Raw genomic sequence first — 22,739 nt, 5'->3', positions numbered from 1 at the left:
AGGGGACCACGCATGGCCGAGACCGACATCCGCAGCGCCGAGGCGGTGATGATCGCGGAAGCGCGCAAGGCCTTCTTCGTGGTCTTCGGACTGCTCGCGCTGCTCTGGGCGGTGCAGTTGGGCAACTGGGCCGACGGCGGCTCGCTGTCCCTGCAGTTCGGCATCCGGCCGCACGAGCTCGACTCGATCGGCAAGGTCTTCACCGCCCCGCTGATGCACCAGGGCTGGGCCCACCTGGAGGCCAACTCCGGCCCGCTGTTCGTCTTCGCCTTCCTGGCCGCCTACCGCGGCGTGGCCAGGTTCCTGGTGCTGACCGTGCTGCTCGCGCTGACCAGCGGCCTGTCGGTGTGGATCTTCGAGAACTCGAACACCGTGACGGTCGGCGCCAGCGGGCTGGTCTTCGGCTACTTCGCCTACGTGGTGCTGCGCGGGGTCTTCGACCGGCACCTGATCGACAGTCTGATCGGGCTGGTGATGGCCGCCAGCTTCGCCTACCTGGTGTTCGGCGCGCTGCCGAGCGCACCGGGCGGGGTCAGCTGGCTGGCCCACCTGGGCGGCCTAGTCGGCGGCTGCCTGGGCGCCTGGCTGCTGCGCGACCGCAGCCCGGCCGGTGCCACCGCCCGCCCGGCCGCTCCTGCCGGCGTTTCCGCAGGTGCCGCCGCCGGTGCCCCCGCTGCTCCCTCGGAGCGCTCGGCGCTGCTCAAGGAACTGGACGACCTGGGCCTGTAGTTCCGGCTACCACGGCTGGGCGGCCGGCGACGGTCGGCGAGGGGTCATCACCTCGAACCCGACGAAGGCCAGCGGCGGGGCCATGGCGTCGAGCAGGTCGGCGGCCACCGGCGTCTCCTCGGCGCAGAACAGCTGCCGGATCCACGCGCACGTGTTCTCCACCTCGACCGACGCATCGACGGCCGCATCGACGGAGGGCTCAACGTCCCCCACCTGCACCAAGGCGGCACGGGCCCCGCGGCGCACGGCCGCCAGCCGTTCCGACGCCGTCTCGGTGGCGGCCGCGAGCTCCTTGCCGAACAGCCTCGGCAGCTCGTGGAAGGCGTAGCAGCCGGGCTGAGGGCAGGTCAGCAGGTGGGCGTCGACCAGCTCCTCCAGGATCCGCTCGGCGCCGCGCTGCGGCAGGTCGAGCACCGCGGCGGCGATGGGCAGCGGCAGCGTGGGGGCGTCGGCGAGCGCGAGCAGCCGGAAGGCCCGGGCGTTCGGCCCGGGCAGTGCCGTGTAACTGAGCATCAGGCTGGCCCGCACGTCCATGTCCTCGGCCCGCAGCTCGTCCATCCGGTGCCGGCGGTCGGCGAGCCGTTCGGCGATCTCCCGCACGCTCCAGGCCGGCCGGGCGGCCAGCCTGGCCCCGGCGATGCGCAGCGCCAGCGGCAGCCGGCCGCACCAGGTGGTGATCGCGGCGACGGCGTCCGGCTCGTCGAACCCGCGACCGGCGACCCGCCGGAACAGCTCGGCCGCCTCGGCCTGCGGGAGCAGGCCCAGGTCGACGAGCTGGGCACCGGCCAGGCCGGTCAGCCGGCGCCGCCCGGTGACCAGTACGGCGCTGCCCGGGCCCGGGAGCAGCGGGCGCACCTGCGAGCTGTCGGCGGCGTCGTCGAGCACCACCAGCAGCCGGCGCCCCGCGGCGAGGCCGTGGTAGAGCGCCGCGCAGGCCTCCGGGTCGGCCGGGATCGCCGACTCCGGCGCGCCCAGCGCCCGGGCGAAGGCGGCCAGCACCTCGGCGGGGTCGGCCGGTCGGTGCCGCCGGCCCCGCAGGTCGGCGAAGAGCACGCCGTCGGTGAAGGCGGCGCGCAGGCGCCAGGCCGTCTGCAGGGCGAGTTCGGTCTTGCCGATGCCGGCCTGCCCGGACACCGCGACGATCCGCGGACCGTGCCCGCCGTCGGCGGTCAGCGCGGCGATCACGGCCGCGCACTCCTCCTGACGCCCGGTGAAGTCGGTCACGCCCGGCGGGAGTTGCAGCGGCGCGCGGAGCGGCTCGGGGCGGCCGTGGGTCTGCGGGGGCCGCAACTGGACCGCCGGCTCGCCCGCCAGCCCCGGGTCCTGCCGCAGCAGGCTCTCGTGGAGCTGCTGGAGCGCGGGGCCCGGTTCGACGCCCAACTCGTCGAGCAGCGCGGCGCGCGCCTTGCGGAACACGTCCAGCGCGTCGGCCTGCCGCCCCGAGCGGTAGAGGGCGCGCATCAGCTGCCCGTAGAGGTTCTCCTGGAACGGGTGCGCGGCGAGCAGCTCCCGCAGCTCCGGCAGCAGGGCCTCGCCGGCCCCGCCCGCCAGGTCGTACTCGATGCGCTGCTGCCAGACGGCCAGCCGCAGTTCGTCGAGCTGCTCGGCGTCCGCGGCGTGCGGCTCGCCGGCGGGCACGTCGCTCAGGGCGTTCCCGCGCCACAGCCCGAGCGCCTGGCGCAGCAGGGCCGCGGCCCGGTGGAGGTCGCCTTCCTGGGCCGCGGCCGCCGCGGTGGTGCGCAGTTCCTGGAACCGGGCCAGGTCCAGCTCCCGGTCGTCGAGGATCTCCACCAGGTAGCCCGGTGCCCGGGTCCGGACCCGGGCACCGGCCTCGCTGCCGAGGGAGCGCCTCAGCCGGGCGACGTGGTTGTGCAGCGTCGCCGTCGCGCTGGCCGGGTGGTGCTCGCCCCACAGGCGGTCCAGCAGGTCCGCGACGGGGACGACCCGGTTGGGCCGTAACAGCAGCGAGGCGAGCAGGACGCGCTGCTTGGGGGCGGCGAGGGTCCGCGGTCCCTCGCTGTCCTCGACCAGCAGCGGCCCCAAAATACCGAAGATCAACGACGGCCCCCCGTCAGCGTGTTGGACACACCCTGGGAGAGGGTATCCGGCTGACGGTGCTGACGATAGGTCACGAACCTTCTACTGTGAGCAGGGGTCAGTTCTTCGGCCCGTCGGCCTGGGTGTCGTTGGCAGCGTCCTGCACGATGACGTGGAGGGTCTGACCGGGGCCGTCCCAGACATCGCCCTGGTTGCCGGCGGGCGAGTTGCTCGGGAAGCCGGGCGCCCACCAGTCGGTGTTGTCGTCCCAGATGCCGTACCAGCAGTCGCTGTTGTCGATCGTCGGGTCCACGTACATGTGGTCGTGGCCCCCCTCGACCCGGGTGAACTCCAGCGCCTGGCACGACGAGTCGGCCGTGACGTAGGTAGGGGCGACGCTGGCGCTGGCCAGGCCGGAGGTGGAGAGCATGATCGCGGAAGCGGCCGCAGCCAGCCCGCCGACCCGGAGGAGCGTCTTGCGAGACATTGCGATTCCTTCCCGCCTGCGGCCCGTGTGGCCGCCGGACTCCTCCGATTCTTCGCAACCGGCCTAGCGTCTCCCATGCGTGCGCCTATCGTGCGGCCAACGGCGCCCTATCGCCGCACGCTCAGCCGCCGCTCAGTCGCGCCACGCCGCAGCCCGAGCAGATGGCGGAGCAGGACCGTCGAGGATCTCCACCAGGTAGCCCGGTGCCCGGGTCCGGACCCGGGCACCGGCCTCGTCACCGAGGGAGCGTCGCAGTCGGGCGACGTGGTTGTGCAGCGTCGCCGTGGCGCTGGGGCGGCGAAGGTCCGCGGTCCCTCGCTGTCCTCGACCAGCAGCGGCCCCAAGATGCCGAAGATCAACGACGGCCCCCCGTCAGCGTGTTGGACACACCCTGGGAGAGGGTATCCGGCTGCCGGGCTGCTGACGATAGGTCACGAACCTTTCGGCATAGGTCAGTTCGCGGGACCGGCCGGGCTCCACACGCCGTTGGCCTGGTCGATCACGTAGACCGAGAGGGACATGCCGGGGCCATCGTAGACGTCGCCCTGGTTGCCGGCCGGGGACGAGCTCAGGTAGGCCCAGCTACCGCTGTTGTTGTTCCAGATCCCGTAGAGGCAGGAGCTGTTGTCGATCGTCGGGTCCACGTACATGTGGTCGTGGCCCGACTCGACCCGGGTGAACTCCAGCGCCTGGCACGACGAGTCGGCGGTGACGTACGTGGGGCTGACGCTGGCGCTGGCCAGGCCGGACGCCGAGAGCACGATCGCGGAAGCGGCCGCAGCCAGCCCGCCGACCCGGAGGAGCGTCTTGCGAGACATTGCGATTCCTTCCCGCCTGCGGCCCGTGTGGCCGCCGGACTCCACCGATTCTGGGCAACCGGCCTAGCGTCTCCCGGGCGTGCGCCTATCGTCCGGCCAACGGCGCGCCAACGCCGCCGGCTCGCTCAGCCTCGCCCCAGCACCGCCACCTCGCGCCCGAAGCCGACGACCAGCCGCTGCCCGTCGGCGGAGAGGGCCAGCGCGATCACCGGGCCGGGGAACCGCATCGGCGGTCCGACGGTCCGACGGGTCGTCAGGTCCCATTCGAGCACCGTGCCGTCGCCGCTGCCGGTCAGCGCCACGGGGCGGCCGTCCAGCACGGTGGTCGCCACCGTCCAGACGCCACCGCGGTGCCTGGTCAGCGGCTCGCCGAGCTCGCCGCGCGGCGCCCGGGCGAACAGGCCGCGCCCGGCGCCCAGTTCCCAGAACCGCACGGTGCGGTCCTGGCCGCTGGTGAGCGCGACCGGTCGGCCGTCGAGCACCGCCGTGGTGACCGAGAAGACCGGCCCCTCGTGCCCGGTGCGCGGCTTGCCGACCGGCCGCCCGGTGCCGAGGTCCCAGACCCGCACCGTGCCGTCCACCCCGGCGCTGACCGCGACCGGGCGGCCGTCCACGTGCGCCGCCGCGACGTCCCAGACCATGTCGGTGTGTCCGGTCAGCGGCGGCAGCACGGCGGCGCCGGACGCCGCGTCCCAGACCCGCAGGTCGTGGTCCACGCCGGCGCTGACGGCCAGGGTGCGACCGTCGACGTCCAGCACGGCCAGGCCGCGCACCGGATCCCGGTGCAGGGCGAACGGGCCGCCGGCGTGCGCGCCGCCGAGCAGTTCCCAGCGGTGCGCCGAGCCGTCCATCCCGCCGCCGGTGAGCAGGGCGGATCCGGTGACGGCGAGGGCGGTGACGGTGTCGCCGGGCGGGTCGAGCGGCTCGCCCACCGGCTCGCCGGTGCCGAGGTCCCAGACCCGCGCCGTGCCGTCGTCCCCGCCGGTCACGGCGAGCGGGCGGCCGTCCAGCACGGTGGTCGTGGCGGCGAGCACCTGGTCGGTGTGGCCCGGGCGCCGGTCGCCGGCGGCGGCCGCGAGGTCCCACAGCCGCACCGTCTTGTCGGTGCTCGCGCTGATCACCACGGGTCGACCCGCGAGCCGGGTGGTGGTGAGCGAGGAGATCGGCGACTGGTGTCCGACCAGCGGGGTGCCGACAGGCTGACGGGTCGTCAGGTCCCAGACTCGGAGCACCTCGTCGCGCCCGCCGCTGACCGCCAGTGGCCGGCCGTCCAGCACGGTGGTGGTCAGCGAGAGCACCGTGTCCCCGTGCCCGGTCAGCGGCTCACCGAGCTGGCGGCCGTCGGCCAGGTCCCAGACCCGCACGGTGCCGTCGGTGCCCCCGCTGACGGCGACCGGGCGGCCGTCCACGACGGCCGAGGCGACGCAGTACACCCGCCCGTCGTGCCCGCGCAGTTCGGCGAGGCTCTCGCCGGAGCGCAGGTCCCAGGCCCGCACGGTGCCGTCCCAGCTGGCCGAGAGCGCGATCGGGCGGCCGTCCAGCTCGGCCGTGGCCAGGTCGTAGACGCGGTCGCCGTGCCCCCGCAGGCGCTTGCCGGTGGGCCGGCCGGTGGCCAGGTCCCAGATCTCGATGCCCAGGTCCCAGCCGGCGGTCAGCGCCACCCAGGCGCCGTCCAACTCGGCGGTGGCGACGGCGTACACCGGCGCGACGTGCCCGCGCAGCGGCTCGGACCGCGGCGTGTCCGACTCCAGGTCCCAGATCCGCACGAGGTGGTCGGCGCCGACGCTCACCGCCACCGGCAGTCCCTCGCGCCAGGCCGTCGCCAGCGCGCTCACCTCACCGTCGTGCATCGGGAACGGCTCGCCCAGCGGGTCGCCCGTGCTCGCGTCCCAGAGCCGGGCCCGGCCCTCGCCGTCCCCGGCGAGGACGAGCGTCTCGCCCTCGAACTCGACGGCGGTCACCGAGAAGACCATGCCCAGGCCGCCCTTGAGCACGCCCAGGCAGCGGCCGTCCAGCAGGGAGCCGGTCGCCCAGTCCACCGTCCAGTGCGGCCGGGCGGCGCCGTGCAGCGGTACGGCGGCGAGGCGCGCGGACAGTTCGGGCGCACCGAACCGGGCCGCGTCCAGGGCGAGCACCTGCCGCCGCACGGCGGGGGGTTCGTCGCGGTGCAGGTGCGCCGACGCCCGGTAGACGGCGGCCGTCAGCCGCTCCCCGTCGCCGTCGGCGCGCTCCAACGCGGGCAGCACGTCGGCGGGTTCGGCCGTCACCAGCCACGCCAGGTCGGTGATCGGTGTGTCGCGGTCCTCCACTGGCACCGGGCAGGCCCCTCTCCTCGTCCCCGGGCCGACCGGGTCCGGGGAGCATCCGACGGACCGTCAACTCCGTTGTCGTGAGCGGACGGCCCGGCTCCGGCGGCCTAGCATCGCAAGATCGGACTCACCCGGTCAACGCCTGGACCGGGGCAGACACTTCGCACACCCCGCCGCCGGGTCGGACCGGCGCGCGGACCATCCACACGTCCGCCCAGTCCTCGGTCTCGACGGTGAACCCGTGCCGCTCGTACAGCCCGCGGGCCGCGCTGCCCTGCAGCATCTGCAGCCGGACCGGGTGTCCGTCGCGGTCGCAGTCCGCCAACAGCCGCCCCAGCACGGCGCCGCCGACGCCGCCGCCCTGGAACTGCGGCGAGAGGTAGAAGTGCTCCAGCCAGTGGGCGTCCTCGGCCGGCCGCAGCGCCACGCAGCCCGCGAGCTCGCCGGCCACCTCGATCACCCAGCTGTGCGCCGGCACGAACCGCTCGCGAAGCCGCTGCCGCACCCAGTGGTCGTCGTACACCCCGAGCCGTTCCAGGTCCGCCCGCAGCGTCACGGCCCGCAGCTCGGCCAACACCTCGACATCGGCCGGCGTGGCCGGCCGCAGTTCCCAATCCGCCATGATCATGATGCTATCGCCGGGCCGGACGGAAGAACCGCAGCGGGATCGGCCCCCGGTGCAGCACGTGCGGCACGTCGCCCCAGGGGAGCGCGGGTTCGTCGGGCTCCAGGCTCCGCAGGCGGGCGAGCGCGCGGTCGGTGACCTGGGAGACGGCGCGCAGGGTGGCGGTGCTGAGCGGCAGGTAGTCGTCGGGGGTGCCGGGGTCGGCGGTGCTGGCGCCCCGGGTCACCCGCATCAGGCGCACGCAGCAGCGCGCCGGGTCGAGCAGGGCGGCGTCCAGCGTCCACATCGGCGGCGGGCTCACCGCCCGGCCCGATTCGCGGAGCGCCTCGAAGAGCACCGTGGAGTCCAGTGGGGAGAGGAAGACGACCTCCGACCAGGTGCAGTCCAGCGGCAGCACCCGCTCCCGCAAGCGGTGTTCGCGGCCCCGGTACTTGGCGAGGTGGCGCCGGTGCAGGTCGGGCCAGGCCGAGCGCAGGTCGGCGAGCGGCAGCAGCTCTTCGCCGCGCGGGGCGGAGACGGCCGTGTGGTACAGGGTTCCCTGAACGGTTTTGGGCATGAAAAAAGCGTCCGGGCACCGGAAGTCGGTGTGGACGCCGCCATTTAATTATACCGCTAATTATACTTCACGGCCTGAGTTAAGGTCAGTTCCCATGCGAATCCTCATCCTTGGTGGTACCTCCTTCGTCGGCCGCGCGATCGCCGAGGACGCCCTGCGCACCGGCGCCGAGGTGACCCTGTTCGGTCGCGGCCGGACCAACCCCGAGCTCTTCCCGCAGCTGTCGAGGCGGATCGGCGACCGCGACACCGGCGACTACCGGGCCCTCGCGGAGGGCAGCTGGGACGCGGTGGTGGACGTCAGCGGCTACCTGCCGCACCAGGTCGGCGAGGCGATGGACGCGCTCGGCGACCGGGTGGGCCGCTACCTGTTCATCTCCAGCCACGCCGTCTACGTCCGCGAGGGCCTGGCGCCCGGGTCCGACGAGACCACCCCGCGCCGCTCCCCGGTGCGGGTGCGCACCTTCGAGGAGCTGGACGACGACACCTACGGCCGGGCCAAGGCGGCCTGCGAGGACGACGTGCTGGCCCGCTACGGCGACCGCGCCACCATCGTGCGCCCGGGAAAGGTCGCCGGCCCGCACGACCCGCAGGACGGACTCACCTACTGGGTGCGCCGGGCCGCGCGCGGCGGCCGGGTGGCGCTGCCGGGCCGGCCGGAGCAGCCGGTCCAGCTGGTCGACTCGCGTGACCTGGCCCGCCTGGTGGTGCAGCTGATCGCGGACGACCGGCCGGGCGCGTTCCACGCCGTGGGCCCGGCCGAGCCGACCACCCTGGGCGAGCTGATCACCACCTGCGCCCGGGTGGCGGGCAGCGAGGTGGAGATCGTGCCGGTGCCGCCGGTGGCGCGGGAGCTGCTCTTCCCGCTGGTCCGCGCCGAGCGGGAGCAGTGGCCGATGCAGCAGCGCAACCCCGCCAAGGCGCGGGCGGCGGGCCTGCCCGCCACTCCGCTCGCCGTCACCGCCGCCGACGTGCTCGCCTGGGACCGCGAGCGCGGCGAGCCGCCGCTGGAGCGCGGTTTCACCCCGGAGCAGGAGGCCGCGCTGCTGGCCGGTATCTGACGATCAGTCAAGCCTGAAGGCCCGCGCGGCCGGGGCCGTCGCGGAGACGGCCACGGTCAGCACCGCGCCGGCCGGCCCGGTCGGCGCGGTGAGCCCGAGGCGGGCGCTGGTGACGAACAGCCGGCCGTCAGTGGGGTGCAGGCAGACCGAGGTCGGCTGCCGCACCGGCACCGCCAGCACCTCCCGCAGGGCGCCGTCGGGCGCGTAGCGGTGCACCGCCGAGCCGCCCCAGACCGCCGACCAGAGGCAGCCCTCCCGGTCCACGGTCATCCCGTCCGGCTCGTGCCCGGGCGGCAGTTGCGCGAACAGCGTGCGGTCGGCCAATCCGCCGTCGGGCGTGACGGTGAACCGCAGGATCCGTCCGGCCGCGCTGTCCGCCAGGTAGAGCAGCCCGCCGTCCGCCGTGACCGCCGGGCCGTTGACGATGCCCAGGCCGGTCAGCACCCGGTGCACCGAGCCGTCCGGGTCGGTGCGGTAGAGCGAGCCGGGGCCCGGCCGGCCGTCGTAGGGCATGCTGGCGGCCCAGAAGCGGCCCTGCGGATCGCAGACGCCGTCGTTCATCCGGGTCGGCACGGGGGAGTCCCGCTCGGGCCGGGCCAGCCAGCGCGGCGGGCCGTCCGCGGCGAGCAGCGCGATCCCGTCCCCGGCCGTCGCGATCCACTGCCCGGGTCGATCGGCCACCGGCGCGACGGCACCCAACGGCACTTCCAGGCGCAGCAGTTCGCGCGGTTCCCGGGCTCCGGGGGCGAGCTCCAGCAGCCGGCCGGCGAGCAGGTCGACGTAGACCAGCCGGCCGGCCACCCAGCGGGCGCCCTCGCCGAGCTCGTGCACGGCCGGGGTGCGGGCCTCGATCGTGGTCATGCGGACTCCCTCTTGCCGGTGGTCAGCGCAGCGTGGTGCCGGCCGGCTGGTCGAGCAGTGCCAGCTCGGCCCGGTTCGGCAGGTGTTCCCAGTCGCCCCGGCCCGCCACGGCGAACGCGCCCGTGAGGGTGGCCCGGTGCAGCCGTTCGGCGGGGGCGAGCCCGTCCAGCAGGCCGGAGAGGTAGCCGGCCACGAACGCGTCGCCCGCGCCGACCACGTCCACCACGGGCACCCGGCGGGCCGGCACGGCGACCGTGCCCGCCGCGGTGCTCACGCTCGCCCCGTCGCCGCCGCGGGTCACCACCACCTCGCGGCAGCCCCGGGCGAGCAGCTCGGCGATCGCTGACGGCTCGTCGGCTACCGGCTCGGCGCAGACCAGCGCCAGCTCCTCGGCCGAGGCCACCAGCAGGTCGGCCAACCGGGCCAGCGGCACCAGCACCTCCCGGGCCCGCTCGGTGGACCAGAGCCGGGCACGGTAGTTGACGTCCAGGCAGACGGTGGCGCCGAGCTCCCGGGCCCGCCGGGCGGCGGCCAGCACCGCCTCGGCGGCGGGCGGGGCGAGCGCCGGGGTGATCCCGGTCAGGTGCAGCACCCGCACACCGGCCCGCAGCGCGGGCAGCACCTCCTCGGGGCGCAGCGCGGAACCGGCCGAGCCGGCGCGGTGGTAGCTGACCCGGACCAGGTCGCCGATCCGCTGCTCCCGGGCGAGCAGCCCGGTGGGCCGGCCGTCCCGGTCGACCCGCACGTGCGCGACCCCGACCTGCTCGGCCCGCAGGGTGCGCAGCACCAGCGCGCCGAACTCGTCGTCGCCCACCCGGCCGACCCACTCGGCCCGGTGGCCGAGCCGGGCCAGGCCGATCGCCACGGTGGCCTCGGCGCCGGCCACCGAGAGCTCCATCGGCGCGCCCAGCCGGATCGGCCCGGTGGCCCGCAGCGCGGCCATGGTCTCGCCGACGGTGACCACCTCGGGGACGGGGTTCACCGGGCCTCCTCCGCAGCGGAGTTGATGCCGGTGTCGGCGAGGCGGGCCCGCCAGGCGGCGGCCCGGGCGCGCAGCGCGGCCAGGTCGCCGCCGTCCGCCGCGTCGCCGACCAGCGGCGAGCCGACCCCGACGGCCACCGCCCCCGCCGCGAGGTGGGCCAGCGCGGTGGCGGCGTCGACGCCGCCGACCGGCAGGAACGGCACCCCGGGGAAGGGTGCGCGCAGCGCCCGCAGGTAGTCGGGGCCGCCGAGCGAGGCCGGGAAGAGCTTGATCCCGGCGGCGCCCGCGTGGACCGCGGCGATCACCTCACTGGGCGTCAGGGCACCGACCAGCACCGGCAGCGGGCCCGGCACCAGCGGATCGGTCGGCGCGCCGGGGGTGACCAGGAAGGCGGCGCCGGCCTCGGCGGCCCGCTCGGCGTCCGCCGCGGTCAGCACGGTGCCCGCGCCGAGCAGGGCCGCCGGCCCCAGCTCGCGGCGGGCCGCCCGGATCACCCCGAAGGCGTCGGGCGTGGTGAGCGAGACCTCGCAGGCGGTGATGCCCTCCTCGGCGAGGGCGAGCACGCAGCGCAGCGCGGCCCCGGGGTCGTTGCCGCGGACGATGGCGAGGGTGCGGTGCGGCAGTCGGGTCAAGTCCATCTGATGGCCTGTCGATCTGAGCGGATGTCGGTGGTGGTCGGTGCTACGCAGCAAAGGTCGGCTCGGGCCGGCCCGGGCAGTCGAGCTCCAGCTCCCAGCGCAGTTCCCCGCCCGCCGGCACGGTCGCCGCCTCGCTCGGTCCGGCCTCGGCCAGGTCGAAGACCGAGCCGAGCATCGGCTCCACGCCGATCGAGCGGTAGGGCGCCCCGGCCGGGAAGCCGCGCAGGTTGCGCCAGAGCGCGACCGAGACGGGGACGCCGGCGGGCGCCCGCACGGTGAGGCGCAGCGCCGCGGCACCGTCCCGCACCGTCACAGCCGAGCAGCCCGTGAGCACCGCGCCGACCGCCGTGCCGTCGTCCGGGCCGAGCCGGTCCAGCGGCAGCCCGAGCGGGGCCGGCCAGGCACCGGTGAGGTGGGGCGCGCCGGCCGGCCACGGCCTCCCGAGGAGGCCGGCGGCCTCCGGGAACAGCCTGGTGGGGGTGCCGGCCGGCGCGGTCAGGTGGGCCCGCTCGGAGAGGTCGAGCAGGGCGTGGGCGGCCCAGAGGAAGCGGTAGCCGGGCTCGGCGCGCAGCAGGTAGGCGACCCGGATCCGGTCCGGCTCGCACTCGATCCGCCGGCGCAGCTCGAACTCGGGGCAGTCGACGGCCTCGCTGCGCCCGACCCGGCGCCACGGCCGCGACCAGGCGTCCCCGTGGTCCGGCAGTCCGCGCACGGTCGGCAGGCACTCCTCCAGCCCGCCGGCGTCCACGAAGGCCTGCTCGGGGCGGACGGCGTGCCGGGCCGGGTCCGGGCGCTGCCAGAGCCACTCCCGCCCGCCGGCCCGCAGCGAGGTCCACCGGCCGCCGTGCGCCGGATCGGTGCGCACCTCGAAGTCGGCTCGGCTCACCATTCGGCGAACCCCCCGTCCGCGTCGAACCACACCGGGTTGCGCCAGCGGTGCCCGAGTTCGGCCGCCCGCCGCACCGCGGCCTCGTCGATCTCGATGCCGAGCCCGGGCCCGGTGGGCCGGGCCGCGTGGCCGTCGGTGAAGCGGAACGGCGCCGGGTCCACCAGGTAGTCCAGCAGCTCGGCGCCGGCGTGGTAGTGGATCCCGAGGCTCTGCTCCTGGATCAGGAAGTTCGGCACGGCGAAGGCGAGTTGCAGGCTGGCGGCGAGCGCGATCGGACCGAGCGGGCAGTGCGGCGCGAGCGCGACACCGTGCAGTTCGGCGAGCGCGGCGATCCGCCGCACCTCGGAGATGCCGCCGGCGTGCGAGACGTCCGGCTGGGCCACCGCCAGGCCGCTCGCCAGCACCTCGCGGAAGTCCCAGCGCGAGTACAGCCGTTCGCCGCAGGCCAGCGGCACGGCGGTGGACTGCGCCAACCGCCGCAGCTCGCCCGCGTGTTCGGGCAGCACCGGTTCCTCGACGAAGAGCGGGTGCAGCGGCTCCAGCAGCGGCAGCAGCCGGCGGGCCATCGCCGGCGACACCCGGCCGTGGAAGTCGATCGCGAAGTCCCGCTCCGGACCGAGCACTTCGCGCACCGCGGCGGCGCGCTCCAGCACCGCCCGGGTCTGCGCCTGGCTGTCGATCGGCCGGAGCCGGCCCGAACCGTTCAGCTTGACCGCCGTGAACCCGGCCTCGACCTGCGCCCGGGCCTGCTCGGCCAGCTCGGCCGGCTCGTCCCCGCCGATCCAGGCGTACACCCGGGCCCGGTCCCGGACGTGGCCGCCGAGCAACTGGTGCACCGGCACCCCGTGCACCTTGCCGGCGATGTCCCAGAGCGCCTGGTCGATGCCGGCCACCGCGCTGGAGAGCACCGGCCCGCCCCGGTAGAAGCCGCCCTTGCTGAGCACCTGCCAGTGGTGCTCGATCCGCAGCGGGTCCTGGCCCACCAGCTGGTCGGCCAGCTCGTGCACGGCCGTCCGCACCGTCGCGGCCCGCCCCTCGACCACCGGCTCGCCCCAGCCGGTCACGCCCTCGTCGGTGCCGACCTTCAGGAAGAGCCAGCGCGGGGCGACCAGGAAGGTCTCCAGCGAGGTGATCCTCATCGCGCCTCCTCCCGCCGCGCGTCCTGGCGCTGGGCGTCCTCTCGCCGCGAGCCCAGTGCCCGGGCCAGGTCGGCGTCGGCCTGGGCGAGCAGCCGCTCCACCGCCGCGCCGGCCGTCTGCGGGTCGCCGGCCCGCACCGCGTCCAGCACGGCCCGGTGCGCGGGCACCGCGTCGGGGCAGCGGCCGTCGGAGTGCACCAGCTGGTCGCGGACCTGCAGGCCGGCCTCGATCACCACTTCCATCCGGGTGAGCAGCTCGTTGTGCGCGGCGGCCAGCAGCGCGCGGTGGAAGAGCAGGTCGGCCTCGACGACGGCACGGACGTCGTCGCCGGCCGCGGCCATCCGCTCCAGCGCGTCGTCCAGCCGGGCCAGGTCGTGCTGGTCGCGGCGCTGCGCGGCCAGCCGGGCGCCGGCCGGCTCGACGATCGCCCGCACCTCGGCCAGGTTGCCCAGGAAGCCGCTGTCCGGTGCGTCCCGGCCCTGCCAGCGCAGCAGGTCGGGGTCGAGCAGGTTCCAGTCCGCGCGCGGGCGCACGAAGGTGCCGCGCTTCTGCCGCGACTCGATCAGCCCCTTGGCCGCCAGCACCCGCAGCGCCTCCCGGACCACGGTCTTGCTGACGCCCAGTTCGGTCTCCAACTGCTCCGGGTACAGCGGCGAGCCGGGCGGGTGGCCGCCGTTGACGATGCGGGTGCCGATGATCTCCACGGCCTGGCCGTGCAGCCCGCGGGCGGGGTGGTGCATGACGGGTTCCTCCAGGGACGGGTGGTCAGGCCGATGGCGGGTCGGGCCGATGGCGGGTCAGGCTGACGGCGGGTCAGGCGGAGGCCTTGACGACGGACCAGCCGCCGTCGACCACCAGGCTCGCGCCGGTGATGAAGGAGGCGTCGGCGGAGGCGAGGAAGGCGACCGCGGCGGCCACCTCCTCCGGGGTGCCCAGCCGCCCGACCACGGTCTCGGCGGCGCTGCCGGCCCGGCCCGCCTCGTCCACCCGGTCCCAGGCGGGGGTCATGACCGGCCCGGGCAGCACCGTGTTCACCCGCACCCGGGGGCCGTACTCGACGGCGAGCTGGCGGCCCAGCGCGGTCAGCGCGCCCTTGGCGGCGGCGTAGGCGGGGTGGCCGGGCAGGCCGACCAGGGCGTGCACCGAGGAGGTCAGCACGATCGAGCCGCCGCTGGCGTCCAGCAGCCCGGCCAGTGCCCGGACGGCGAGCCAGTTCGCCTTGAGGTTGACCGCGAGCTGGCGGTCCCACTCGTCCTCGGTCTGCTCGTGGGCCGGCTTGACCACCACGGTGTAGGCGTTGCCGTGCAGCACGTCGAGCCGGCCGTGGCGCTGTTCCAGGTGCTCGGCCAGCTCGGCCCAGAGCGCGGGGGAGGCGACGTCGCCGTGCCGGTACTCGGCGCTGCCGCCGTCCCGGGTGATCCGGTCGACCAGGGCCGCACCGGCCGCGTCGGCGATGTCCACGGCGAGCACGCTCGCGCCCTCGGCGGCGAGCCGCCGGGCGGTGGCGGCGCCGATGCCGCTCGCGGCGCCGGTGACGAGGGCCACCCGGCCCTGGAACCTTCGGTAGGGCTGCTCGGTCATGTCGGTACCGTAGCGCTTGGCATTAATAATGGAAATATCCCGGATGCGCGGAGTTCCGATCGTTCGATGGGAGAGCGCCTGCAGGTGGAAGGCGGGTCAGGCGTGCTTGCGGGTCGCGCCGTGGGCCGCGAGTGCCCGGTCCCCGGCCGACTCCTCGTCCGGGCCCGCCGGGCCGGTCGAGCCCGCTGAGCCGCCCGAGCCCGCCGGGCCGCCGGGGCCGCGCGGGCTGACCGGGCCGCCCGGCTCGCCCGCATCGGTCGGCTCGTCGGTTTCCGCCGGGCCCGGGCCCGGTGCCGCCATCGACCGCGGCTCTTGCCCGGCCTCGTCGCGGGCCAGGCGCCGCCGCCGGCGCCACCCGAGCGCGCCCAGCGTGATCAGCACGGCCGCGGCGAGCGCGACCGCGCCCGCGATGCCCGCCGTGTGCAGCAGGCCGCTCGCGGAGGCGCCGAGGAAGTAGCCCGCGGTGATGTTGAGGGAGCCCCAGATCACCGAGGCCGCGGCACTGTAGCCGAGGAACCTGCGGTACGGCATCCGGGCCGCACCGGCCGTGAACGGCACGAACGAGCGCACGAACCCGATGAACCGCCCGGTGAAGACGGCCGGCCCGCCGTGCCGGCGCAGGTAGCCGGTGGCCCGCTCGACCCGGCCGCCCGGCTTGATCCGGCGCCGCTCCTTGGGCTGGTCCAGCCGCTTGCCGAACAGCCGCCCGAGCCAGTAGCCGGTGCTGTCCCCGATGATCCCGCCGGCTATCACCGCCAGGGCGAGCAGGTAGGGGTTGAGCAGGCCCCGGCTGGAGAGCGCGGCGGCGAACAGCACCACCGTCTCGCTGGGGAGCACCACACCGATGAAGGCGCTGGTCTCGCCGGCGGTCACGCCGAAGACGAGCGCGTAGGACCAGAACCCGGCAGCCGCCACCAGTGCGGTGAGGTTCACGGCGAGCCCCCAGGGGTTAGGTGAGATCGGAGCATGGCTCCCCGAGACGGCACAACGCGCCAACCGGGTGATTGATTCCGCAATCCCACCCCGTTCACGCTCGGGAGTATTGTGTCATCATCTGATGTCATCAGCTGGAGACATCACGCGATGACACTGTGCCGCGGTCCGACTCCGCGAACCTCGGACCCTCAGGAGGGGACACCCATGGACGCACACCCCGGCCACCGGCGGCCGACCGGCCTGCGCGAGCGCGCGCTGGTGCCGGTGCTGGTCTTCCTCGGCACCGTGGTGGCGGTGATCAGCAGCCTTGGCGCACCGCTGATCCCGACCATCGCGACCGTCGACCACGTCTCGCTCGCGAACGCCCAGTGGTCGCTGACCATCACCATGCTGGTCGGCGCCGTCGCCACGCCCGTGATGGGCCGGCTCGGCGACGGGCCCCGGCGGCGCGCCGTGGTCATCGGCGCCGCCGCCGTGGTGGTGGTCGGCAGCGTGCTGGCCGCGCTGCCGCTCGGCTTCGGCTACCTGGTGGCCGGCCGGGCGCTGCAAGGGGTCGGGCTCGGCCTGACCCCGCTGGCCATCGCCACCGCGCGGGACAGCGTGCCCGAGGAGCGATCCCGCTCGGCCGTCGCGATGCTCTCCATCACCACCGTGGCCGGCGTCGGCCTCGGCTACCCGCTGACCGGCCTGATCGCCCAGTCCTGGGGCATCCACGCCGGGTTCTGGTTCGGCGCCGTGATCAGCACCATCGCCCTGGTGCTGGCCGTCGCGGTGCTGCCGAGCACCAACCACCGCACCGCGCACCGGCTGGACGGCCTCGGCGCGGTGCTGCTCGGCCTCTCGGTCGCCGGGCTGCTGCTGGTGCTCACCGAGGGCGAGGACTGGGGCTGGGGCTCCGGCCGGCTGCTCGGCACGGGCGCCGTCGCCCTGGTGCTGCTCGCCTGGTGGGTGCGGCACGAGCTGCGCACCCCGCACCCGCTGGTGGACCTGCGCACCCTGCGCAACCGCACCGTGCTGACCGCCGACCTGACCGGTCTGGTGGCCGGCGTGGCGATGTACCTGCTGATGTCGATGGTCACCCGCTACGTGCAGACCCCGGCCTCGGCCGGCTACGGCTTCGGCGCCACGGTGGTGGTCGCCGGCCTGACCCTGCTGCCGTTCTCGGTGTTCAGCGTGCTCTCCAGCAAGGTGGTGCCGGTGATCGCCAAGCGCACCTCCAGCGCCGCCGTGCTGCCGCTGGGCTGCGCCGTCTCGCTGGTCTCGATGCTGGTCTTCCTGTTCGCCCGGGACCACCTGTGGCAGGTGCTGCTGGTGATGGCGATCGCCGGCCTCGGCGTCGGCTGCACCTTCGCCGTGATGCCCGGACTGATCGTCAGCTCGGTGCCGGCCGAGGAGATCGGCAGCGCCGTCAGCTTCAACCAGGTGCTGCGCTACGTCGGCTACTCCACCGGCAGCGCGCTGTGCGGGGCCGTGCTCCAGGCGCACACCGCCGCCGGGCACCGGCTGCCCAGCGCCGACGGGTACCGCACCGCGCTGCTCATCGGATGTGTCGTCTGGGTCGTCATCGGTGTGGCTACCATCGTGCTGCCGAGGCGCGCCGCCGCGGCGGGCCGGTTCACCCCGGCAGAGGTCGACGAGGAGCTGATGGTGGAGGAGAGCATGGCCGACATCGCACCGGGCGAGGACGAGGTCCCGCTGCGGGTGACCCCTTGACCGAGCGGGCGGACGGCCGGGCCGCCCCGCGCCGGCGGGACGCGGCGCGCAGTCGGGAGCAGCTGGTCCAGGCGGCCATGGAGCTCTTCGCCGACCGCGGCTACGACCGCACCACGACCCGCGAGATCGGCGAGCGGGCCGGCGTGGACCCGGCGCTGATCGCCCGTTACTTCGGCGGCAAGCTCCAGCTCTACCTGGCCGCCGTCCGGGCCGAGCAGGGCGATCAGCCGCCGGCCGACCTGCTGGAGCGGGACCGGCTGCACTGGCTGCTGGAGCGGTTCGACCGACGCGGACCGGGCCCGTCCTTCTCGGCGGCGGTGCTGCCCGGCGACAACACCGAGGTGCAGCAGGCGGCCCGCTCGCACCTGCGCGAGCGGCTGGTCGAGCCGCTGCGCACACGGCTGGAGAGTGAGGGCGTCGAACGGGCGCAGCTGCGCGCCGAACTGGCCACCGCCGCGCTGGCCGGGGTGCTGATGGCCCGGTCCAGCGGGGCGTTCCCCGAGCTCTCCGCCGCCGGGCTGGAGGAGCTGGAGCCGCTGCTGCACGGGTTCCTGGAGGGCCTGCGCGGCTGACCGGGGTCGGGTCGGTCTCCGGCTCCGGCTCGGGCTCAGGCCAGGTGGCGGGTGCGCGAGCGCAGCGAGATCGCGTGCCCGATCTCCACCACGCCGATCAGCAGCAGCCAGATGCCGGCCATCACGGCCAGCGCGTAGATCGAGCTGAACGGGTCCACCAGCAGGATCACCCCGGCCAGCGCGGTGATCACGCCGAGGAAGACCTGCCAGCCGCGGCCCGGCGTGCCGCTCGGCAGGTCCAGCGCGGCGACCGTGGCGGTCACCCCGCGGAACAGCCAGCCGATGCCGATCCAGAGCGAGAGCAGCAGCACGGACTGGTAGGCGCCGCGGAAGCAGAGCAGGCCGAGCAGGATCGACAGCGCGCCGCTGATGAAGCCGAGCACCCGCAGGGCCGTCGCCAGGTGCACCGTGGAGGCCAGCACGACCTGCAGGATCCCGCTGACCAGCAGGTAGATCCCGAAGAGCACGCCGATCACCTCCAGCGTGCGCCCGGGCCAGGCCAGCACCACGACGCCGAGCAGCACGGCCAGCAGGCCGAGCACCAGCGCGGTGTGCCAGCCGAACTTCGCGAGGGCGGCCAGCGGGCTGGGCGGGTAACCATCCTGAGGAAGTGTCATGACACCCAGCCTCGCCACCCGCCCACCGGCCCGCACTCGCTCCGGGGCGTTCGGGTCAGGCCCGGGTCGAGCCCGGACCGGACCTCGACCAGGCCCGGGTCAGGTCAGCGCGCCGCCGTTGCCGCCGCGCACCGCCTCGACCGCGTGCTGGTGCCAGCCGCGGGCGGCCTGCTCGTCGGCCACCTCGATCGGGCTGCCCTGGAGGGTGAACCAGTCCTGGGCGTCGGTGTACTGGACGGTGAGGATGGCCTCGGTCCCGGTCCAGGTGGTGTGCACGCTCAGGTCGCCGTTGAGTTGCGCCCCCTCGACGGTGCGGACCCCGCCGGGGCCGGCCCACACGTTCTTCGTCGTCCAGGTCGCCCAGGAAGCCGGTTCGTCTGCCATGGCGCTGTCTCCACTTCGGGGGATCGCATGCGATGGAGCGTGCGGCGGCGGTGCCGCTACACGGTGTGACAACCCGTCACATGCTAGCTGGCCCGCGGGGCGATCGCGCAGTCGGGGTGGCCGGGCACGGCCCGGGAACGCGGAGAAGGCCCTGCCTGGGTCCGGTCCGGCCGACCCCAGCCGGACCGGACCCAGGGGGCGTGGCGGGTCAAGCGGGCCAGGGAAACCCGCTTACCCGTGGAGCCGGCGGCCGTACTCTGCACAGTCATGCCGCCGGCGTTCCGGTCGGCCGGCGCGCCCGGGGAAGCCGCCTGCCGTCCGGAGCCTTGGGTGCTCCATTCACTCCCTTCAGCGCCGGCCGCCGCTGAAGTGTCACACCTGACGGGAAAAAAGTTTTCCGCCACTCTCCCGGCACCTCGTTCGCCCCTCGCACGGCCCTCGTCCGGGCCTCGTCCGGCCCTCGCACGGGCCGTTTCAGGCGGACCGGGTGAAGCCGTCGACCAGCGCGGTGAACTCCTCGGCGCGCTCGAAGACGCCCACGTGGCCGGCGTCCAGCTCGGCGTAGCGGCTGCCCGCGATGGCGGCGTGCAGGGCCCGGCTGTGCGCGACCGGGACGGTGGCGTCCTGGGTGAAGCCGATCACCAGGGTCGGCGCGGTGATCCGCGGCAGCAGCTCCCGGATGTCCACCCGCAGGTCCAGCTCGATGTGGCGCAGGGTGCCGGCGGTGGGAGGCATGTTCGGCACCAGCTGCTCGACCCCGGCCCGGCCGATGGTGTTGAGGAAGCCGTGGCTGAAGCCGGTGATGGTGATGATCCGGCCGAACGCCTCGGCGTCGTGGTCGGCGATCCGGCGCCAGACGGTGAACAGGTTGCGCAGGTATTCTCCCCCAGCCTTCGGCCGGGAGGTGCCCCCATGCCGTCGGTGTGCGCCCAGCCGGCCACCAGGACCAGCCGGCGGACCAGGTCGGGGCGCAGCGCGGCGGCGGTGGCGGCGACGACGGCGCCCATCGAGAAGCCATGGGGGCACCTCCCGGCCGAAGGCTGGGGGAAGGTCGACCGGGCCGGTGCCGGCGTGCTCGATCACGGCGATCACCTGGGCGGCCAGCTGCTCGGTGGTCAGCGGTGCGCCGTCGTCCACGGTCCGCTCGGTGCCGGACAGGTCGGGGGTGAGCACGGTGCGGTGGGTGGCCAGGCCGGGGGCCAGCCCGCTCCAGTTGACCTCGGCCCCGCCGGAGCCGGTGCCGTGCACCAGCAGCAGCGCGGGCGCCTCGACGGGGCCGGCGGCCGGGTAGCGGTCGTACCGGACCCGGGCGGCGCCGACGGTGACGGTGTCGACGGTGACGGCGGGGGTGACGGTGCCGACGGTGGCAGTGGCAGTGGCCATGGTGATGCTCCCTCAGGTTCGGGCTCGGACCGGGGCGTTCGCTCCGGCTGACGCCAACCCTGCCGCCGGGGTCTGGGGTGTCGGGAGAGCACCGCGGACCCTGGGACCGGCGGTCCCTGGCTCGGGTCGGCCGGATCGGGCAGGATGTGGATCATGACGATCAACCGCGCCGAGCTCGCCGATTTCCTGCGCCACGCCCGGGAGCGGGTTACGCCGGAGGACGTCGGGCTGCCGGTCGGCCCGCGTCGGCGCACGCCCGGCCTGCGGCGCGAGGAGGTCGCCCAGCTCGCGGTGATGTCCGCGGACTACTACATCCGGCTGGAGCAGGCCCGCGGCCCGCAGCCCTCGCCGCCGATGCTGGCCGCGCTGGCCCGCGCGCTGCGGCTGAACGACGACGAGCGCGACCACCTCCACCTGCTGGCCGGCCACCGCCCGCCGGCCGGCCAGAGCGGCGGCGACCGGGTGGCGCCCGGGCTGCTGCACCTGCTCGACCAGCTCTCCGGCACGCCGCTGCAGGTGCTGAGCGAGCTGGGCGACGTGCTGGCCCAGAACGACATCGCCCGGGACCTGCTCGGCGGTGTCTGCTCGGTCTCCGAGCACGGGCGCAATGTGGCCTGGCGCTGGTTCACCTGGCCCGGGACGCGGGCCGGCTACCCCGTCGAGGAGCACGAGTACTACAGCCGGCTGCACGTCGCCGACCTGCGCGCGGCCAGCGCGCGGCGGGCCGACGACCCGGCGGCGGCCCGGCTGGTGGAGCGGCTGCGCGGGGCGAGCGAGGAGTTCGCCGCGCTCTGGGAGCGGCACGAGGTGGCGGTGCGCCGGCGCAGCCGGCTGCGGCTGGAGCACCCGGTGATCGGGGCGGTGGAGCTGGACTGCAAGGTGCTGATCGACCCGGAGAGCGACCAGCGCCTGGAGATCTACACCGCCCCGCCGGGCAGCGCGGACGGCGCCCGGCTGGCCCTGCTCCGGGCGGAGGGTTACGCCGTGAGCCGGAGCGCCACGTAGGGGACGGTGTCGCCGGGGAGCAGGTAGCGCTCGACCTCGGTGAACCCCTGCGCCTCCGCGAACGCCAGGCCCTCGGGGTTGCTGGCCAGCACCACGGTCTCGATCGGCGCACCGAAGGCCCGGGCCCGCTCCAGGCCGCGCCGGTAGAGCTCGCCGCCGAAACCCCGGCGCCGGTGGGCGGGCAGGATCCGGGCGATCACCATGGCGACCGGCTCCTCCTCGGTCGGCGGGCGCACGGTGCTGCAACCGATCGCCGTGCCGTCCAGCCGGACCACCTCCAGGTGGTAGCGGCCGGCGCGCTCGCGCACCTGCTCCAGCGAGAGCGGGTCGGTGGGGATGATCAGGTTGTGGATCCGCTGCCAGTCGTCGATCAGCGGGTCGCCGTCGATCAGCCGGTCGCCGCCGGAGAGCCGGTGGAAGGTGAGTCCGTGCATGGCCGTAGCAAAGCGGTGGGCCGGGCCGGGGTCAACGGGATTTCCGGCGAGGGTGGGGCGCGGTGTTGTCGGTGGTGCGCGCTAGGGTCGTGCCGGTGGCGGGCTGCGCGCCGAACCCACCGACCCACGAACGAAAGTGAGCCGTCATCATGTCCGCGCCGTCCACCCTGCACGCCAAGTCCTCGGTCGAGCCGCTGGTGGTCGAGCTGGAGGACGGCACCGTCTTCACCAGGCCCGATCAGCGGGTGCTGGCCCGGGCGCTGGACCTGTTGACCGGCGAGCAGAACCAGTTCTTGGCGATCGGCCGGTTCCGCACCGAGCCGGAGCGCTACATCCAGGTGTACCGGCACGCGGCCGAGGGCTGGCAGGTCGAGCACCGGGAGGGCTCGGTGGACCGGCACTTCCAGGCGGTCGGCCACCAGTCCCGCTCCCGCACCGAGGAGTTGCTCTGGGGCTGGGTCACCGGCGAGCCGGGCTGGCAGGACGCGGCGGCCTGGACCAGGCTGGGCCCGGCCGACCTGCTGCCCTGACCTGCTGTCCTGACTGCTCCTCAGTCTTCCAAGGCGGCCAGCGCGGCGCGCAGGCGGCGCGCGGCCTCGTCGGCGACCGGGGCCAGCCCCGGCTCGCCGGTGACCTGGACCAACAGCTGCGGGTCCATCGCCTCGACCACGGTGCGGCCCCCGGCGGTGCGGACCACCACGTTGCAGGGCAGCAGCAGTCCGATCCGGCGGTCGGCCTCCAGCGCCTGGTGGGCCAGCGGCGGGTTGCAGGCGCCGAGGATCAGGTAGTCCTCCAGCTCGGCGCCGAGCTTGGCCTTCATGGTGGCCCGGATGTCGATCTCGGTCAGCACGCCGAAGCCCTGCTCGGCGAGCGCTGCTCGGACCCGCTCGACGGTCGGCTCGAACGGTGCGTCGACGGTGGTGCTGATGCCGTAGTCCATGGGGTTCTCGCTCCTCTGCTGCTGGTGATACCCCTATGGGTATA

At 75.0% G+C, this 22,739-nt stretch carries 25 protein-coding genes; 6 read left to right on the top strand and 19 right to left on the bottom strand.

Going from position 1 to position 22,739, the window contains the following annotated elements; translation table 11 throughout:
* Window positions 1-12 precede the first annotated feature (12 nt).
* Window positions 13-729, top strand: a complete 717-nt coding sequence (locus tag FHX73_RS33560; protein ID WP_145909718.1) for a rhomboid family intramembrane serine protease — start codon at window positions 13-15, stop codon at window positions 727-729.
* Window positions 730-735: 6 nt separating this feature from the next.
* On the opposite strand, the gene FHX73_RS33555 is transcribed toward FHX73_RS33560, so the two are convergent.
* The 6 genes from FHX73_RS33555 to FHX73_RS33530 all read right to left on the bottom strand — a co-directional run bounded on the left by FHX73_RS33555 (window position 736) and on the right by FHX73_RS33530 (window position 7,561).
* Window positions 736-2,787, bottom strand: coding sequence for an AfsR/SARP family transcriptional regulator (locus FHX73_RS33555; RefSeq protein WP_145909717.1), 2,052 nt, complete (start codon window positions 2,785-2,787; stop codon window positions 736-738).
* Between the two features lie 97 nt (window positions 2,788-2,884).
* Complete coding sequence (locus FHX73_RS33550) at window positions 2,885-3,253, bottom strand: hypothetical protein (protein WP_145909716.1); 369 nt, start codon at window positions 3,251-3,253, stop codon at window positions 2,885-2,887.
* 452 nt (window positions 3,254-3,705) lie between these two features.
* The gene (locus FHX73_RS33545; RefSeq protein ID WP_145909715.1) at window positions 3,706-4,071 is read right to left on the bottom strand and encodes a hypothetical protein; all 366 of its coding nucleotides are present in this window, start codon (window positions 4,069-4,071) and stop codon (window positions 3,706-3,708) included.
* Between the two features lie 125 nt (window positions 4,072-4,196).
* Window positions 4,197-6,386 carry a WD40 repeat domain-containing protein gene (locus FHX73_RS33540; RefSeq protein ID WP_145909714.1) on the bottom strand — a complete coding sequence of 730 codons (2,190 nt, stop codon included), beginning with the start codon at window positions 6,384-6,386 and terminating at the stop codon, window positions 4,197-4,199.
* 121 nt (window positions 6,387-6,507) lie between these two features.
* Entirely contained in the window at window positions 6,508-7,002 is a 495-nt protein-coding gene (locus FHX73_RS33535; RefSeq protein WP_145909713.1) for a GNAT family N-acetyltransferase, read from the bottom strand.
* Between the two features lie 10 nt (window positions 7,003-7,012).
* Window positions 7,013-7,561 (bottom strand): hypothetical protein, encoded by a 549-nt coding sequence (locus FHX73_RS33530; RefSeq protein ID WP_145909712.1) that lies wholly within the window; start codon window positions 7,559-7,561, stop codon window positions 7,013-7,015.
* A gap of 94 nt (window positions 7,562-7,655) precedes the next feature.
* Between FHX73_RS33530 and FHX73_RS33525 the strand changes: the two genes are divergently transcribed.
* Window positions 7,656-8,621 (top strand): NAD-dependent epimerase/dehydratase family protein, encoded by a 966-nt coding sequence (locus tag FHX73_RS33525; protein ID WP_145909711.1) that lies wholly within the window; start codon window positions 7,656-7,658, stop codon window positions 8,619-8,621.
* Window positions 8,622-8,624: 3 nt separating this feature from the next.
* On the opposite strand, the gene FHX73_RS33520 is transcribed toward FHX73_RS33525, so the two are convergent.
* The 8 genes from FHX73_RS33520 to FHX73_RS33485 all read right to left on the bottom strand — a co-directional run bounded on the left by FHX73_RS33520 (window position 8,625) and on the right by FHX73_RS33485 (window position 15,644).
* A complete protein-coding gene (locus FHX73_RS33520) occupies window positions 8,625-9,482 on the bottom strand; it encodes an SMP-30/gluconolactonase/LRE family protein (RefSeq protein WP_145909710.1) in 858 nt (285 codons plus the stop codon).
* 22 nt (window positions 9,483-9,504) lie between these two features.
* Entirely contained in the window at window positions 9,505-10,425 is a 921-nt protein-coding gene (locus FHX73_RS33515) for a sugar kinase (RefSeq protein WP_246214057.1), read from the bottom strand.
* Window positions 10,426-10,460: 35 nt separating this feature from the next.
* Window positions 10,461-11,102: a bifunctional 4-hydroxy-2-oxoglutarate aldolase/2-dehydro-3-deoxy-phosphogluconate aldolase gene (locus tag FHX73_RS33510; RefSeq protein WP_145909708.1), complete on the bottom strand. Its 642-nt coding sequence runs from the start codon at window positions 11,100-11,102 to the stop codon at window positions 10,461-10,463.
* A gap of 43 nt (window positions 11,103-11,145) precedes the next feature.
* Window positions 11,146-11,991 (bottom strand): aldose epimerase family protein, encoded by an 846-nt coding sequence (locus FHX73_RS33505; RefSeq protein ID WP_145909707.1) that lies wholly within the window; start codon window positions 11,989-11,991, stop codon window positions 11,146-11,148.
* Entirely contained in the window at window positions 11,985-13,130 is a 1,146-nt protein-coding gene (gene dgoD, locus FHX73_RS33500; protein ID WP_145909706.1) for a galactonate dehydratase, read from the bottom strand. Before dgoD ends, FHX73_RS33505 begins: the two co-directional genes overlap by 7 nt.
* Window positions 13,127-13,870 (bottom strand): FadR/GntR family transcriptional regulator, encoded by a 744-nt coding sequence (locus FHX73_RS33495; RefSeq protein WP_145909705.1) that lies wholly within the window; start codon window positions 13,868-13,870, stop codon window positions 13,127-13,129. Before FHX73_RS33495 ends, dgoD begins: the two co-directional genes overlap by 4 nt.
* Before the next feature lie 73 nt (window positions 13,871-13,943).
* A complete protein-coding gene (locus FHX73_RS33490; protein ID WP_145909704.1) occupies window positions 13,944-14,711 on the bottom strand; it encodes an SDR family NAD(P)-dependent oxidoreductase in 768 nt (255 codons plus the stop codon).
* A 96-nt stretch (window positions 14,712-14,807) separates the two neighbouring features.
* Window positions 14,808-15,644: a DedA family protein gene (locus FHX73_RS33485; RefSeq protein ID WP_145909703.1), complete on the bottom strand. Its 837-nt coding sequence runs from the start codon at window positions 15,642-15,644 to the stop codon at window positions 14,808-14,810.
* Window positions 15,645-15,851: 207 nt separating this feature from the next.
* Between FHX73_RS33485 and FHX73_RS33480 the strand changes: the two genes are divergently transcribed.
* Both FHX73_RS33480 and FHX73_RS33475 read left to right on the top strand, forming a co-directional pair.
* The gene (locus FHX73_RS33480) at window positions 15,852-17,360 is read left to right on the top strand and encodes an MFS transporter (protein ID WP_145909702.1); all 1,509 of its coding nucleotides are present in this window, start codon (window positions 15,852-15,854) and stop codon (window positions 17,358-17,360) included.
* Entirely contained in the window at window positions 17,357-17,932 is a 576-nt protein-coding gene (locus FHX73_RS33475) for a TetR/AcrR family transcriptional regulator (RefSeq protein WP_246214036.1), read from the top strand. The genes FHX73_RS33480 and FHX73_RS33475 overlap by 4 nt, the downstream gene beginning before the upstream one ends.
* 35 nt (window positions 17,933-17,967) lie before the next feature.
* Here the strand turns inward: FHX73_RS33475 and FHX73_RS33470 are convergent, their stop codons facing one another.
* The 3 genes from FHX73_RS33470 to FHX73_RS33460 all read right to left on the bottom strand — a co-directional run bounded on the left by FHX73_RS33470 (window position 17,968) and on the right by FHX73_RS33460 (window position 20,316).
* Window positions 17,968-18,549: an HdeD family acid-resistance protein gene (locus FHX73_RS33470; RefSeq protein WP_145909701.1), complete on the bottom strand. Its 582-nt coding sequence runs from the start codon at window positions 18,547-18,549 to the stop codon at window positions 17,968-17,970.
* Between the two features lie 99 nt (window positions 18,550-18,648).
* Window positions 18,649-18,933: a hypothetical protein gene (locus FHX73_RS33465; protein ID WP_145909700.1), complete on the bottom strand. Its 285-nt coding sequence runs from the start codon at window positions 18,931-18,933 to the stop codon at window positions 18,649-18,651.
* Between the two features lie 474 nt (window positions 18,934-19,407).
* Window positions 19,408-20,316 (bottom strand): alpha/beta fold hydrolase, encoded by a 909-nt coding sequence (locus tag FHX73_RS33460; protein ID WP_246214035.1) that lies wholly within the window; start codon window positions 20,314-20,316, stop codon window positions 19,408-19,410.
* Between the two features lie 153 nt (window positions 20,317-20,469).
* On the opposite strand from FHX73_RS33460, the gene FHX73_RS33455 reads away from it, so the two are divergent.
* On the top strand, window positions 20,470-21,321 hold the full coding sequence (locus FHX73_RS33455; protein WP_145909699.1) for a helix-turn-helix transcriptional regulator: 852 nt from the start codon (window positions 20,470-20,472) through the stop codon (window positions 21,319-21,321).
* Here FHX73_RS33455 and FHX73_RS33450 read toward each other — a convergent pair.
* Entirely contained in the window at window positions 21,294-21,755 is a 462-nt protein-coding gene (locus FHX73_RS33450; protein WP_211786405.1) for a GNAT family N-acetyltransferase, read from the bottom strand. The genes FHX73_RS33455 and FHX73_RS33450 overlap by 28 nt on opposite strands.
* A gap of 149 nt (window positions 21,756-21,904) precedes the next feature.
* On the opposite strand from FHX73_RS33450, the gene FHX73_RS33445 reads away from it, so the two are divergent.
* Window positions 21,905-22,285: a hypothetical protein gene (locus tag FHX73_RS33445; protein WP_145909698.1), complete on the top strand. Its 381-nt coding sequence runs from the start codon at window positions 21,905-21,907 to the stop codon at window positions 22,283-22,285.
* Between the two features lie 20 nt (window positions 22,286-22,305).
* On the opposite strand, the gene FHX73_RS33440 is transcribed toward FHX73_RS33445, so the two are convergent.
* The gene (locus FHX73_RS33440; protein WP_145909697.1) at window positions 22,306-22,695 is read right to left on the bottom strand and encodes a DUF302 domain-containing protein; all 390 of its coding nucleotides are present in this window, start codon (window positions 22,693-22,695) and stop codon (window positions 22,306-22,308) included.
* Window positions 22,696-22,739 lie beyond the last annotated feature (44 nt).

The organism is Kitasatospora viridis (assembly GCF_007829815.1).
Lineage (GTDB): Bacteria > Actinomycetota > Actinomycetes > Streptomycetales > Streptomycetaceae > Kitasatospora > Kitasatospora viridis.
Note: the sequence above shows the minus strand (reverse complement) of the source record. Positions and strands in the feature narration are given on the sequence as shown.